This window comes from Actinoplanes sp. NPDC048967 (genome assembly GCF_040649415.1).
Taxonomy (GTDB): Bacteria; Actinomycetota; Actinomycetes; order Mycobacteriales; family Micromonosporaceae; genus Actinoplanes.
The window spans coordinates 314,254-327,238 of the sequence record NZ_JBEZFL010000001.1 but is presented as its reverse complement, the minus strand read 5'-3'; the positions used below and the strand labels follow the sequence as shown (position 1 = coordinate 327,238).

The 12,985-nt window shown below is 72.8% G+C and carries 12 protein-coding genes; 5 read left to right on the top strand and 7 right to left on the bottom strand.

Features of this window, described 5'->3' with window-relative positions:
* Nucleotides 1-18: 18 nt before the first annotated feature.
* The gene (locus tag AB0C12_RS01590; RefSeq protein ID WP_360542984.1) at nt 19-354 is read left to right on the top strand and encodes a TraR/DksA C4-type zinc finger protein; all 336 of its coding nucleotides are present in this window, start codon (nt 19-21) and stop codon (nt 352-354) included.
* Here the strand turns inward: AB0C12_RS01590 and AB0C12_RS01585 are convergent.
* The 6 genes from AB0C12_RS01585 to AB0C12_RS01560 all read right to left on the bottom strand — a co-directional run bounded on the left by AB0C12_RS01585 (nt 348) and on the right by AB0C12_RS01560 (nt 8,464).
* The gene (locus AB0C12_RS01585; RefSeq protein WP_360542982.1) at nt 348-1,970 is read right to left on the bottom strand and encodes a methyl-accepting chemotaxis protein; all 1,623 of its coding nucleotides are present in this window, start codon (nt 1,968-1,970) and stop codon (nt 348-350) included. The two genes, AB0C12_RS01590 and AB0C12_RS01585, sit on opposite strands and share 7 nt — an antisense overlap.
* A gap of 125 nt (nt 1,971-2,095) precedes the next feature.
* Nucleotides 2,096-4,192 (bottom strand): M1 family metallopeptidase, encoded by a 2,097-nt coding sequence (locus tag AB0C12_RS01580; protein WP_360542980.1) that lies wholly within the window; start codon nt 4,190-4,192, stop codon nt 2,096-2,098.
* 92 nt (nt 4,193-4,284) lie between these two features.
* On the bottom strand, nt 4,285-5,541 hold the full coding sequence (locus AB0C12_RS01575) for a saccharopine dehydrogenase NADP-binding domain-containing protein (RefSeq protein ID WP_360542978.1): 1,257 nt from the start codon (nt 5,539-5,541) through the stop codon (nt 4,285-4,287).
* A gap of 51 nt (nt 5,542-5,592) precedes the next feature.
* Entirely contained in the window at nt 5,593-6,366 is a 774-nt protein-coding gene (locus AB0C12_RS01570; RefSeq protein WP_360542976.1) for an SDR family NAD(P)-dependent oxidoreductase, read from the bottom strand.
* Nucleotides 6,367-6,401: 35 nt separating this feature from the next.
* Nucleotides 6,402-7,274: a hypothetical protein gene (locus AB0C12_RS01565; protein ID WP_360542974.1), complete on the bottom strand. Its 873-nt coding sequence runs from the start codon at nt 7,272-7,274 to the stop codon at nt 6,402-6,404.
* Entirely contained in the window at nt 7,271-8,464 is a 1,194-nt protein-coding gene (locus AB0C12_RS01560; protein WP_360542972.1) for an acyltransferase family protein, read from the bottom strand. The genes AB0C12_RS01565 and AB0C12_RS01560 overlap by 4 nt, the downstream gene beginning before the upstream one ends.
* A gap of 3 nt (nt 8,465-8,467) precedes the next feature.
* Here AB0C12_RS01560 and AB0C12_RS01555 point away from each other — a divergent pair, with 3 nt between their 5' ends.
* Nucleotides 8,468-8,701 carry a zinc ribbon domain-containing protein gene (locus AB0C12_RS01555; protein WP_360542970.1) on the top strand — a complete coding sequence of 78 codons (234 nt, stop codon included), beginning with the start codon at nt 8,468-8,470 and terminating at the stop codon, nt 8,699-8,701.
* Here AB0C12_RS01555 and AB0C12_RS01550 read toward each other — a convergent pair.
* Nucleotides 8,698-9,720: a LacI family DNA-binding transcriptional regulator gene (locus AB0C12_RS01550; protein ID WP_360542968.1), complete on the bottom strand. Its 1,023-nt coding sequence runs from the start codon at nt 9,718-9,720 to the stop codon at nt 8,698-8,700. The genes AB0C12_RS01555 and AB0C12_RS01550 overlap by 4 nt on opposite strands.
* Before the next feature lie 102 nt (nt 9,721-9,822).
* On the opposite strand from AB0C12_RS01550, the gene AB0C12_RS01545 reads away from it, so the two are divergent.
* The 3 genes from AB0C12_RS01545 to AB0C12_RS01535 are packed head-to-tail and all read left to right on the top strand — an operon-like array spanning nt 9,823 to nt 12,928.
* The gene (locus AB0C12_RS01545; RefSeq protein ID WP_360542966.1) at nt 9,823-10,977 is read left to right on the top strand and encodes a Gfo/Idh/MocA family oxidoreductase; all 1,155 of its coding nucleotides are present in this window, start codon (nt 9,823-9,825) and stop codon (nt 10,975-10,977) included.
* A gap of 29 nt (nt 10,978-11,006) precedes the next feature.
* The gene (locus AB0C12_RS01540) at nt 11,007-12,128 is read left to right on the top strand and encodes a dihydrodipicolinate synthase family protein (protein WP_360544900.1); all 1,122 of its coding nucleotides are present in this window, start codon (nt 11,007-11,009) and stop codon (nt 12,126-12,128) included.
* A complete protein-coding gene (locus tag AB0C12_RS01535; RefSeq protein WP_360542964.1) occupies nt 12,125-12,928 on the top strand; it encodes a sugar phosphate isomerase/epimerase family protein in 804 nt (267 codons plus the stop codon). Before AB0C12_RS01540 ends, AB0C12_RS01535 begins: the two co-directional genes overlap by 4 nt.
* The last annotated feature ends 57 nt before the right edge of the window (nt 12,929-12,985 follow it).

Sequence of the window (12,985 nt, the reverse complement as noted above, 5' to 3'; positions counted from 1 at the left end):
GGAACGTATCGTCGGGGGATGGACCGCGACGACACCCTGCGACACCTGCGGGCCGAGGCCCGGACCCAGGTGGAGCGGCTCGACCAGGAGCTGCGCGAGCTCTTCGCGGCCTCGGAGAGCTCGAACGCCGACGACGAGCACGACCCCGAGGGCAGCACCATCGCGTTCGAGCGGGCGCAGCTCACCGCCCTGCTCGCCGCCGGCCGGCGGCGCATCGCCGATCTCGACGACGCCCTGGACCGCTCGGCGGCCGGCACCTACGGCGGCTGTGAACGCTGCGGCCGGCCGATCCCGGCCGAGCGGCTCGCCGCCCGGCCGTTCGCCACCACCTGCGTGACCTGCGCGGCTCAGTAGCGGAAGGTGGCGACCAGGCCGCTCAGCTCGGTCGACATCCGGGCCAGGTCCGCCGTCGCCTGCTGGGTCTCCGTGACGCCCTGACTGGTGAGCCGCGCGGCTTCGGCGACGCCGGTGATGTTCTGGGCGATCTCGCCGCTGCCGGTGGCCGCCTCGGCCACACTGCGGTTCATCTCCGCGGTCGTGGCCGTCTGCTCCTCCACGGCCGAGGCGATGGTGGTCTGGAAGTCACTGATCCGCGAGATCACCGCGCTGATCTCCTCGATCGCCAGCACCGCCCCGCTGGTGTCGGCCTGGATGGCCTGCACCCGCCGGGAGATGTCCTCGGTCGCGCGGGCGGTCTCCTGGGCGAGGTCCTTGACCTCGGAGGCGACCACGGCGAAGCCCTTGCCCATCTCGCCGGCCCGGGCCGCCTCGATGGTCGCGTTCAGAGCCAGCAGGTTGGTCTGCTCGGCGATCGAGGTGATGACCTTGATGACGTTGCCGATCTCGGCCGAGGACTCGCCGAGCTTGCCCATGGTGGCCGAGGTCGCCGCGGTGACGCTGACGGCCTCTTCGGCGACGCGGGCGGCCTCGGTGGCGTTCTGCGAGATCTCCCGGATCGACGCACCCATTTCCTCGCTACCGGCCGACACTGTGTCGACACTGCGTGAGATCTGCTCGGCGGCGGCCGACACCGCCTGCGCCTGGGACGAGGCCTCCTCGGCCGACGCGGCGATCTGCATCGTCGTGCCGGTCATCTGCTCCGACGCGCTGGCCAGAGAGGCCGCCGACCCGTCGATCGTGGTCACCGTCTGACGCAGCCGGTCGACGGCGGAGTCGAGCGCCCGGCCCATCTGGCCCGGCTCGTCGCGGGAGGTGAGGCCGCTGGTGCGGGTCAGGTCGCCGGCCGCGAGCGCCTCGCACACCTCCTTGACCCGGCCCAGGGCCTGGACGATGCGGCGGGCCACCAGCGCACCGAGGGCCAGCGCCAGCAGCACCCCGACGACCAGGATGATGATGGCGGTGAGCCGGCTGGTCTCATAGCCCGACTTGGCCGAGGCGGCGTTCTTGGCCGCGTCGGCCGTCTCCGAGTTGTCGAGCGTCTGCAGATCCGCGTAGAGCGGGGTGAGCAGCGGCGTGGTCTTGGCGTCGCGCAGTTTGTTCCAGGTGACCAGGTCCTTCTTCGCTCCGGTCGGGAGCATCTCTTCCCGCGCGATCTTGACGTATGTCGCGAAGGCCGACTCCACCTTGGCGACGAGGGCCGGATCTCCGGCCGGCCCGCTCGCCCGGTAGGCCGCGAGCGCGGCGGCGAAGGTGTCGGCGTCCTTGTTGTAGGCATCGCCGAACTTGGCGGTCGTGGCGGGATCGAGCGCGAGCGCCTGGTTGGCCAGGTTGGCCCGGGCCCGCCAAGCCGCGGTCTGCATGTCGCCCAGGGAGCCGACGCTCGCCACGTTGCTCTGATAAATCCGCTGAGCCGAGGCGCTGGCGTCGCTCAGCGACAGGATGCCGTTGATCCCGACCACCACGGCCACCAGGGCCGCGACGGCGACGGCCGAGAGCACCTTGAGGTTGACACTGAGGTCGGCGAACGACGGCCGGCCGCGCGAGGCAGCCGGAGCGGTAGGCGTGGTCATGACCTCACTATCGCCATCGCGCCCGGCGCGCGGGCCGACTTCGCGAATTTTCGGGCACCGGACGCCGCGTCCAGCGCCGCTCGGGCCGGTCCCGCCCCCGGTGCTGCGGGGGCGGGACCGGCGGGTCAGCGGCGCAGGTGCCGGGGGATCGAAGGGGGAACGGACGCGGTCCGGGCCGAGCTCGCCGGGGGCGTCGCCAGCTCGGGCCGGGTCGGGCTGAACAGCCAGGCCTGGAACAGCGCGTCCAGGGACCGGCCGGAGATCCGCTCGGCCAGGGTGATGAACTCCGGTGTGGTGACGCTGTCACCGCGCCGGGTCGAGGCCCAGGTGCGCAGGATCCTGAAGAAGGCCTGGTCGCCGACCTCCATGCGCAGCGCGTGCAGGGTCATGGCGCCGCGCAGGTACACCGGGTAGTCGAACAGGTGCTCCGGGCCGGGATCGCCGATCGGCAGCGTCCAGAACTCCGGGAAGAGGCCCTCGTAGTTGATGTCGAAGATCTCCTGCTCGGTGCCGTGCTTCTCGCGCGCGCTCCACAACCACTCGGCGTACGTCGCGAAGCCCTCGTTGAGCCAGATGTCCTGCCATCTCGCCACCGCCAGGCTGTCGCCGTACCACTGGTGGGCCAGCTCGTGGACCACCACGGCGTCGCCGGACTCGGGGCTGCTGAAGAAGACCTGGGCGTAGACCGGGCGGGTCTGGTTCTCCAGCGCGAAGCCGAACCGGTCCGAGCTGTCGACGATGCCGCCGGCGGCCGAGAACGGGTACGGCCCGAAGTTCTCGGCCAGGAAGGAGATGATCTCCGGCTCGCGGGCCAGCGACCCCGCGGCCCGGTCACCGACGGTCGGCGGGAACTGGTCCACCGAGCCGGCGATCCAGGTGTTCGGGTTGGCCGGGCTGCCGGGCGGGGGACCGCCGGGGACCCAGCCGTCCAGGGTGTCACCGTCGGCCTCGAAGGACGTCGTGCCCTGGCCGGTGGAGACCACCACGTCGTCGACGAACGCGCCCGCCTCCGTGACGGCCTGATCGTTCACCGAGCTCAGGGACACCTCGATCTGCTTGCCCGCGTAGCCGGACAGGTCGATCGACCACGCCTCGTAGCCGTCGCTCTTGCCGGTCGCCGCGTGCCAGGTGCCGGTGGTGCCCGGCGCCGCGCAGGTGTCGTCCGGGCCGGGCGTCAGGTAGTGGGTCAGGAACGGGTAGGTCTGCGGTCCGTAGAAGCAGAGCGCCGAGGCCTCCGAGCTGGTGTGCCCGTTGGCGTCCGGCAGGGTGGTCCAGTCGTCCGCCCCGGCGGTGTGCGCCTCGACGAAGAAGTAGTCCCACTCCGGCTCGGTGTCGCGGGTGACGTGGAAGTTCAGCGTCGCCCCGCCGGCGGGCACGTCGACGGTGTGGGTGAGCCGCTTGTACGCCGGCTCGCCGTCCTGCGTGAACGCCACCTGCGTGCCGGTGCGCGGTGCCGCGGCCGGCTTGAACAGCTTCGGATCCAGCGCGTCCAGGTACTCCACCCCGGCCTTCTTGTATTTCTTGACCTGATACTCGCCGACCGTGGCGGTGGCCAGGTACGGCGCCATCGGCTCGCTGGCCTGCCAGGTGGTGGTGGTCCAGCCGTGCCGGGTGCTGGTGCCGACCAGCACCCCGTTCGAGATGGACCGCAGGCCCCGCGGCGCGGTGATCCGGGTGGTGAAGGAGGCCTTGTCCAGGGGATGGTCGTTGACCGGGAACCAGGTCGAGGCGACCTCGGGCTGCCCGACGATGACCATGCCGTCGTCGGTGGTGAAGACCCCGGACGAGCCCAGGTTGGGGTCGTCGATGAGCTGCGGGACGCCGTCGTAGCGGGCCACCACGGTGAACGTGCGGCCCTTGCGCAGCCCACGCTGCGGCGTGACGGTGAGCTCGCCGTTGGCCCGCTGCCAGGCCGCCGGGCGACCGTCCACGGTCAGCGACCGCAGGGTCAGGCCGTCGAAATCGAGGTTGAACGCGGACAGGTGCTGGGTGGCGCGGGCGGTGATCGTGGCCGTGCCGGCCAGCACGTCGGTGGCCGGCGTGTATCTGATGTCCAGGCCGTAATGGCGTACGTCGTAACCGCCGTTGCCGGCCAGCGGGAAGTAGGGGTCACCGATGCCCGGCGCACCGGGCCGGAACGGGGTGGGTTGCGCGCCGGCGGGCGCGACCGCCGCCAGCACCAGAGCGATGACGACGGTTGAGATGAGGGCGACTCTGCGCATCCAGGACCTCCACGCGGCATTGCGGGCGATCCCCGGACGCTAGCCCCGGCCCGGCCGGCCGGGCGACCCCGAGTACCTAAATCGGACAGTACTCAGTCGCCGAGCCGCCGCGCGGTGATCTCCATACCCGTGGCCCGCAGCCGCTGGACCAGAGCGTCACCGATCCCGGTGGCCGGCGTCAGCACCCCGCCCGCGGTCTCCGGCAGCTCCGCGCGGTCCAGGGCCAGGGCCAGCGCCGACTCGCCGAGCATGACCGCGGTGGCCTGGTAGCCGGGGTCACCCTTGGCCCGGAACCGGGCCGTGTAGCGGGCGCCCGTGCTGGTCGTGGTGAACAGGTCCATGGTGAAGTGGCCGCGCTGGCGGGCCCGCTCGTCCGGCCCGTCGCCGGGCTTGGGCAGGATCCGGTCCAGCAGGAACCGGGTCGGCGGCAGGGAAAGACCGACGACCAGGGCGCCGAGCCCGGCCTTGGTGCCCGCGGCGAGCACCGGCGACAGCGGCGAGGTGCCGGTGCTCATCGCCTCGCGGTAACGGAACGCCCGCCCGTACGCGTGGCCCCGCAGGGCGTTGCTGCGCCGCACCACCCGCGAGTTGTAGGACGCCATCACGAACGGTCCCAGGCTGCCGCGCAGCGACGGGTCCACCTCCGAGCCCCGCAGCAGCACCATGTCCTCCTGCCGGCCCAGGTCGGGCTCGTCGGCCGGGTCCGGGCTCAGCGAGTACGGGCTCGCGACCAGCCGCCGCAGCGCCTTGTCCCGGCGGACCACGTCGAGCTGGTGGCGCATGGAATCGATGGTGCCGCCGCTGACCCCGCCACGGAGGCTGGTGACCACGAGAGTGGTGTCGGTCAGCTCGCCGGCGCCGTCGGCCTGAACCTGCTGCCACAGCACGTGCACCCCGAGGTCCGACGGGATGGAGTCGAAGCCGCAGGAATGCACGATCCGGGCGCCGGTCGAGCGGGCCGGCTCGTGGTTCTCGTCGGCGCTGGCCCGGGCGAAGATGACCTCCCCGGTCAGGTCGACGTAGTCGGTGCCGGCAGCGGCGCAGGCGTGCGCGAGGGCGCGGCCGTATTTCGCGTACGGGCCGACGGTGGTGATCACGACGTGCGCGGCGGCGGCCAGCCGCTCGACCGCGGCGACGTCGGCGGAGTCGGCCACCAGCAGCGGCCAGTCCACCCCGAGCCGGGACCGGACCGCCTCGAGCCGCTCGGCGGACCGCCCGGCCAGGGCGATCCGGGTGCCGGCGGGCGCGTGCCCGGCCAGGTGTGCGGCCGTCAGCTGCCCGACGAAGCCGGTGGCCCCGTAGACGACGATGTCGAGGTCGCGGACCCGGGCGGCGGCTTGATCACTCATGGTCGATCATTGTCCGGCACCCCGCCCGGGCCCGCTCGTCCGGGCGCCCGCTCAGTCCGGCAGCTTGACCCCGGACAGCTCGGCGCAGGCCGCCAGCAGCTCCTCCTGCAGCTCCTCGCGGTACGCCGCCGGGTTGGCCCGCAGGTCACGGCGGCGCTTGAAGTAGTGGCCGGTGACCAGGGCTGCCGGGTCGTCGCTGGTGGCCAGCCAGAGCTGCGTCTCGGCCCCGGCCGGCAGCTCGTCGGTCGCGCCGGCCCCGCCCATCCGGGTCTTGATCCAGCCCGGGTCGACCGCGTTGCTCAGCACCTCCGGCCGGCGCCGGGCCACCGCGAAGGCCAGCATCACGTCGTAGAGCTTGGAGTCGCTGTACGCCTGCATGCCGTCCCAGTCGCGGCCCTGCCACTGCAGGTCGTCGAGGCGGGGGACACCGCCGGACTCCAGCCCGGAGGTCAGGTAGACCAGCCGGGCCGGCCAGGGGATCAGGGCGGTCAACACGTACGGCGCCAGCACGTTGACCTGGAAGATGCGTTCCAGGCCGTCACCGGTGCGCACGGGCGCGTCCTGGCCCCCGCCCACCCCGGCGTTGTGGATCACCACGTCGTACGGGCCGACCGCCGCCGCCTGCTCGGCCAGCGCCCGGGTCTCGGCCAGGGAGGTCAGGTCGCCTTGCACCACCGCGGCCGCCTGCGGCACCGCCGCCAGGGCCTGCGCGGCGCGTTCCTCGTTGCGGGCGTGCAGGACCACCCGGTGCCCGTCGGCCGCGAGCGAGCTCGCCGTCTGCCGTCCGATGCCGTCGCTGGATCCGGTCACCAATATCGTTGCCATGTCTGTCTGCTTCCCTCGTTGCGGTGCGCTGAACATCACCAGGTGACCCGGAGGTCGAGGCGGCTGGAGGCGGCCAGCGGGTCGTCGGCGTCGACGACCGCGATCAGCGCGGCCTCGTGCGGCCCGGCGGCGCGCACGGCGAGGCCCTCGATCTTGTACGGCCCGCCGGGCACCGCGGCCACCGCCAGCACCCGTTCGTCGTCCAGCAGGGCGATCGCGGCACCGACCACCGGACCGTCGTCGACCGGGTTGGGGGTGTCCTCCGCGGCGGCGGACACCAGCAGCCGGCCGTCCGGCAGGGCCACCGCGTCGGTGATCGCCGGCGCCACCCCGCCGACCGTGCCCAGGTCGTAGCGGCGGGGCCGGCTCACCTCGAGCGGCTCCCCGGCGAGCAGGGCGGACAGGTCGACGTCGACTGCCGCGGACGGCACGCCCGCCGCCGAGTTGCCCCGCTGGAACCAGCGCAGCCGGTCGCCGATCCGGGCCGCGCCCTCCAGGTTGAGCTGGTCCGGCGTGAGTCCGAGCGCCGCGGCGACCCGGTGGTACGCCGGGGCCAGGTCGACGGTGCGGAAGGCCCCCGGCCCGGTCACCAGGCAGGCGCGCATCCGGGCCGCGGTGGAGCCGGAGCCGAGCAGCAGCACGCCGCCGTCGACGGCCACCGCCGCCTCGAAGTCCGGCTTCAGGTGTTTGGTCCCCTCGGCCGAGCTGAAGGTCTCGTGGCCGTCGACCGCCGCGATCACCCGGATCGCGGTGACCCCGTCCGGCCGCAACCAGGCGGCGTGCGTGGCGTCGTCCTGGGCCACGAGCCAGCCGTCACCGAACGCGGCGATGGCCGAGGCAGCCCGCACCGGCACCCCGGGACCGAACCACAGCCGGGTCTCACTCTCGATCTCGACGCGCATCGTCATGTCCTCTCCGGGCGCATGCCGAACAAGAACCGGGTGATCCGGGTCCGCCGGACCAGCAGGTCGTACGCCCCGAACGTCAGGATGAACGAGATCGCCACGACGACGGCGTACTCGGCGATGATCGGGGCCCGCCACGGGACCACGAGACAGGCCACCACCACCACGACCGGCTGGTGCAGGACGTAGAACGGCAGGGCCGCCTCGGCCAGATAGCCGCGGGCGGAAGAGCCTTCCCGGGCCGGGCCGGCGGCAGCCGGTCGGGGCCGGTCGAGCAGTCCCAGCAGGGCGACCAGGGAGCACCAGCCGGACACGCTGAACAGCACCCGGGAGGCGACCGCCAGCGGCGACATGCCGGTGAACAGGTCCGTGCCCTCGCTGATGAAGCCGGGTGCGCTCGCCCCGAACGCGACGACGGCGAGGACCGCGGCGACCCGGGCGTGGCGGCGTAACGCGGCGGCGAACCGCTCGTCGGTGGCGAGCACGAAGCCGTACAGGAAGAAGAGCAGATAGGCCCACCGGCTCCAGGCCCCCAGGTCTTCCTCCAGGCCGAGCACCGCACTGACCAGGGCGATCGGGATCGCGGGCAGCAGCACGACGCCGGGCCGGCCGGCCGCGCGGGCGGCCCCGTCGACCGCGCGCCGCCGCGCGGTCGCCGGCACCCGGGCGACCGCCGCCACGAGCAGCAGCGAGAAGGCCAGCAGCAGCACCACGAACCACAGATGTCCGGTCTCGAACTCGTCTCCCCGCAGGACGAACGGGAAGTCGGCCGGCGCGAACCGCACATCGAGGAACCGGAGCAGGAACGACCAGTAGCTCTCGTCGTGGCCGGGCTCGGCCCTGAGCCGCAGCCACGGCGGCACCGGGACGATGGTCAGCGTGGCGAAGACCAGCGGCACACCCAGGCGCAGCAGCCGCTCGACGGCGAAGCCACCCGCCCCGCGCCGGCGCATCGAGTGCCGGGTGCCGATGCCCGCGACCAGGAAGAGCAGCGGCATCGCCCACACCACGGCCAGCCCGGCCAGCACGGTGGTGGCGCCGGTGGTCTGCTCGTTCTTGATGTAGTAGTCGTCGCTCGCGTCGAAGACCAGCGCCGCGTGGAAGAACACCAGGCCGTACACGACGACGATGCGCAGGGTGTCCAGCGCCGGGCGCCGTCCGGGTGTGGGCGGGCGGTGGCTGGGTACCGTCAACGCGTGTTCCTCATCTTCGGATTCAAGTCCTCGGACCGCCGGATCGCGGCCCCCACCCTGCTGCACGCCTACTGCGGTGCCACGGTGGCGCAGGTGCTGATCAAGCGCACCACCAAGTTCAGCCTCTTCTTCATCCCGCTGTTCCCGGTGCGCCCGGCCCGCTACTACATGCAGTGCACCAACTGCGGCGTCACCGAGGCGGTCGACGCGCAGCACGTGGCTCAGCTGACGGCCTAGGGGCGGGGCGGGGCGGCGGTGCTGCCGCGCAGCACAAGCTTCGCCGCCGCGTGCTCCACGAGCGGGCCGTCCCGGTCACCGTCGCGCAGCGCCAGCGACATCGCGCGGATGCCGATCTCCTCCAGCGGCAACCGTACGGTGCTCAGCGGCGGCGTCACGTCGACCGAGATGGGCATGTCGTCGAAGCCGATCAGGCTCACCTGCCCGGGCACGTCGATGCCGCGTTCGCGCAGGCAGGCCAGGGCGCCCACGGCCATGGAGTCGTTCAGCGCCGCGATGGCGGTCAGTGCCGGATTCTGCTCCAGCAGCGTCGCGGCCGCCGCGGCACCGCCGTTGCGGTCGAAGTCGGCGTAGATCACCTGCTTGGCGCCCAGCCGGTGTCCGTGCTCCTTGGCCGCGCGGCGCAGGCCGGCGAGGCGGTCGGTGGTCGTGGTCAGGTGCCGCGGCCCGGCGATGACCCCGATGGCGGTGTGGCCGAGCCGGTAGAGCGCGTCCCCGGCGAGGTAGCCGCCCGGCTCGTTCTCCGGCACCACGGCGTCACCGGCGTGCTCGTGCCGGCCGATCACCGAGACCCGGCCGCCGGTGCTCTGGTAGAGGCGCAGCTTGCCGTCCAATCGGGCCGTGATCGGCGCGTCGACGTAACCCGAGCCGGCCAGCACGATCGCGGCGGTCTGGTGGGCGTGCAGCAGGTCCACGTAGGCGAGCTCGCGCTCCGGGTCGCGGTAGCTGTTGCAGATGATGACCAGCCGGCCGTGGTCGGTGGCGACCCGCTGCAGGCCCCGGGTGATCTCGGCGAAGTACGGGTCCGAGACGTCGTGCACGATCACGCCGACGGCGGTGCGGTCGGCCCGGGCCAGCTGCTGCGCGTTGGCGTTCGGGACGAACTGCAGCTCGGCGACGGCCGCGAGGACGCGCTCGCGCAGCGCCTCGGCGACCGGCTTGGGGCTGTTGTTGATGATGCGGGACACGGTCGCGGTCGAGACCCCCGCCCGCCGCGCGACGTCCGCGAGAGTCGCCACGGAAGAGAACACTAGTCCATCAGCGGCGCGGAGCAACCGCTTGCCTGGAGTGTCCGCGCGCCGGTAACCTGCCGGGAAAGCGCTTACCTAGGGGGTCGGCCCATGTCCGCTCGCGTCCCGATCGGGATCGTCATGAACGGTGTCACCGGAAGGATGGGCTATCGCCAGCACCTGGTCCGTTCCCTGTTGGCCATTCGCGAGAGCGGCGGGCTGCCGCTGCGCGACGGCTCCGTGCTGTGGCCGGAGCTGCTGCTCGTCGGCCGCAGTGAGGCCAAGCTGCGGGACGTCGCCACCCGCCACGGCCTGACCGAGTGGACCACCGATCTCGGCGCGGCCCTGGCCCGCCCCGACATGCAGATCTACTTCGACGCCCAGGTGACCAGCGAGCGGGAGAAGGCCATCGGGCTGGCCATCGAGGCCGGCAAGCACATCTACACCGAGAAGCCGCTGGCGACCACGCTGCACGGCGCGATCGAGCTGGCCCGCTCGGCCGACGCGGCCGGGGTCAAGCACGGCGTGGTGCAGGACAAGCTGTTCCTGCCCGGCCTGCGCAAGCTGGAACGGCTGATCACGGGCGGCTTCTTCGGCCGGATCCTGTCGATCCGCGGCGAGTTCGGTTACTGGGTGTTCGAGGGGGACTGGCAGGCCGCCCAGCGCCCGAGCTGGAACTACCGGGCGGCGGACGGCGGCGGCATCGTGGTGGACATGTTCCCGCACTGGCACTACGTGCTGGAGCAGCTCTTCGCCCCGGTACGCGCGGTCACCGCCCACGTCACCACGCACATCCCCGAGCGCTGGGACGAGCGCGGCGAGCCGTACGAGGCCACCGCCGACGACTCCGCGTACGGGATCTTCGAGCTCGACGGGGGTGTGGTGGCGCAGATCAACTCCTCCTGGGCCGTCCGGGTCAACCGCGACGAGCTGGTCGAGTTCCAGGTGGACGGCACCGAGGGCAGCGCCGTGGCGGGCCTGCGCAACTGCCGGATCCAGCACCGGGCCACCACGCCCAAGCCGGTGTGGAACCCGGACCTGCCGCTGACCCACTCCTTCCGCGACCAGTGGCAGGAAGTGCCGGACAACGAGGACTTCGACAACGGTTTCAAGGCGCAGTGGGAGATGTTCCTGCGCCACGTCACCGAGGACACCCCGTACACGTGGGATCTGTGGGCCGGGGCGCGCGGGGTGCAGCTGGCCGAGCTCGGCCTGCAGTCGGCCCGCGAGGGCCGCCGCATCGAGATCCCGGAGCTGGAGCAGTGAGCCGGAGGCTGCGGCTGCCGGACGGGCCGCTGACCCTCTCCGGGGCCGGTGCCGAGTGGGCCGTGCCCGGGGCGCCGTTCACCAGCCGGGTCGCCTATGCCGCGGCTCACGTCGTGGCGGATCCCGCCGCCGAGAACGTACCGGGCGCGCCGCCCGCGGTGGACTGGGACGCGACGCTGGCCTTCCGGCGCCACCTGTGGGCGCACGGCTTCGGCGTGGCCGAGGCGATGGACACCGCCCAGCGCGGCATGGGCCTGGACTATCCGGCGGCCCGCGAGCTGATCCGCCGCTCGGCCCGCGAGGCGGCGGCGATGGGCGGCACGATCGTCGCCGGCGTCGCCACCGACCAGCTCCCGCCCGGCCCGGCGACCCTGGACGAGATCCGCAAGGCGTACGGCGAACAGCTGGCCGACGTGCAGGAAGCCGGCGCCGTCCCGGTGCTGATGTGCAGCCGTCACCTGGCCGCCGCGGCCCGCACGGCCCAGGACTATCTGGACGTGTACGGCCGGCTGATCGACGACTCCGACCAGCCGGTGGTGCTGCACTGGCTCGGCCCGGCCTTCGACCCCCTGCTCGCCGGCTACTGGGGAGCCGGCGAGCAGGGCCGGGCCGCCGACACGGTGGCCGAGCTCATCGCCGCGCACCCCGGCCGGGTCGACGGGATCAAGCTGTCGCTGCTGGACGAGGACTTCGAGGTGGCGATGCGGCGCCGGCTCCCGGCCGGGGTACGGCTCTACACCGGCGACGACTTCAACTACCCGGTGCTGATCCGCGGCGACGAGCAGGGCCACTCCGAGGCGCTGCTGGGCATCTTCGCGGCGATCGCACCCCCGGCCGCGGCGGCGCTGCGGGCCCTGGACGCGGGCGACCTCGAGGCGTACGACCGCATCCTGGCCCCGACCGTGACCCTGTCCCGGCACCTGTTCGAGACACCGACCTGGTACTACAAGACGGGCATCGTGTTCCTGTCCTGGCTGGCCGGTCACCAGGACCACTTCACGATGGTCGGTGGCGTGCAGAGCGGCCGCTCCCCGCGGCACCTGGCGCAGCTGCTGCGGCTGGCCGACGCCGCCGGGCTGCTGCCCGACGCGGACCTCGCCGCTCACCGCGCCCGGGCCTGGCTGACGACCGTGGGGGTGGCGCAGCCGTGAAGCGCTTCTCCCTGAACCAGGCGACCACCAAGCACTGGCCCCTGCCCGACCTGGTCGCCGGCTGCGTCGAGGCCGGCGTGACCGGCGTCGGCCTGTGGCGCGAGGACGTCCAGGCGTACGGCGTCGAGAAGTCCGCGGCGCTGGTCCGCGACGCGGGACTGGCCGTCACCTCGCTGTGCCGGGGCGGTTTCTTCCAGCAGGACGGCTGGGCGGACGAGAACAAACGCGCGATCGACGAGGCGGCGACCCTGGGCGCCCCGGCGCTGGTGCTGGTCTCCGGTGGTCTGCCCGAGGGCAGCCGGGACATCGACGAGGCCCGGGCCCACGTGGGGGAGGCGATCGGCACGCTGGTGCCGTACGCGCTGGACGCGGGCGTGCAGCTGGCGATCGAGCCGCTGCACCCGATGTACGCCTCCGACCGCTGCGTCGTGTCCACCCTCGGGCAGGCGTTGGACCTGGCGGCGCCGTACCCGGCTGAGGCGGTCGGGGTGGTGATCGACACGTACCACCTGTGGTGGGACGACAGGGTCTGGGAGCTGATCGCCCGCGCCGGTCGGGAGCAGCGGATCGCCTGCTTCCAGGTGGCCGACTGGGTGACGCCGCTGCCGGCCGGGGTGCTGCTGGGCCGGGGTCTGCCCGGTACGGGCTGCGTGGAGCTGCGCCGCTTCCGGGAGGCGGTGGACGCGGCGGGGTACGTCGGACCGGTCGAGGTGGAGGTCTTCGCCGAGGACGTCTGGTCCCGTCCGGGCCGCGAGGTCCTGACCGAGACCATGGACCGCTACCGGGAGCACGTCGAGTAGGTGGTGACGGGGCAGCCGGGACGTCCTGTTTCCACTACTGTCCGGCCTGTGCGGCAG

Excerpts from the sequence above, each read along its gene's own strand:
- AB0C12_RS01565 (WP_360542974.1), bottom strand. The coding sequence starts at position 7,274 with ATGACGATGCGCGTCGAGATCGAGAGTGAGACCCGGCTGTGGTTCGGT.
- AB0C12_RS01590 (WP_360542984.1), top strand. The coding sequence starts at position 19 with ATGGACCGCGACGACACCCTGCGACACCTGCGGGCCGAGGCCCGGACC.
- AB0C12_RS01580 (WP_360542980.1), bottom strand. The coding sequence starts at position 4,192 with ATGCGCAGAGTCGCCCTCATCTCAACCGTCGTCATCGCTCTGGTGCTG.
- AB0C12_RS01545 (WP_360542966.1), top strand. The coding sequence starts at position 9,823 with ATGTCCGCTCGCGTCCCGATCGGGATCGTCATGAACGGTGTCACCGGA.
- AB0C12_RS01585 (WP_360542982.1), bottom strand. The coding sequence starts at position 1,970 with ATGACCACGCCTACCGCTCCGGCTGCCTCGCGCGGCCGGCCGTCGTTC.
- AB0C12_RS01575 (WP_360542978.1), bottom strand. The coding sequence starts at position 5,541 with ATGAGTGATCAAGCCGCCGCCCGGGTCCGCGACCTCGACATCGTCGTC.
- AB0C12_RS01570 (WP_360542976.1), bottom strand. The coding sequence starts at position 6,366 with ATGGCAACGATATTGGTGACCGGATCCAGCGACGGCATCGGACGGCAG.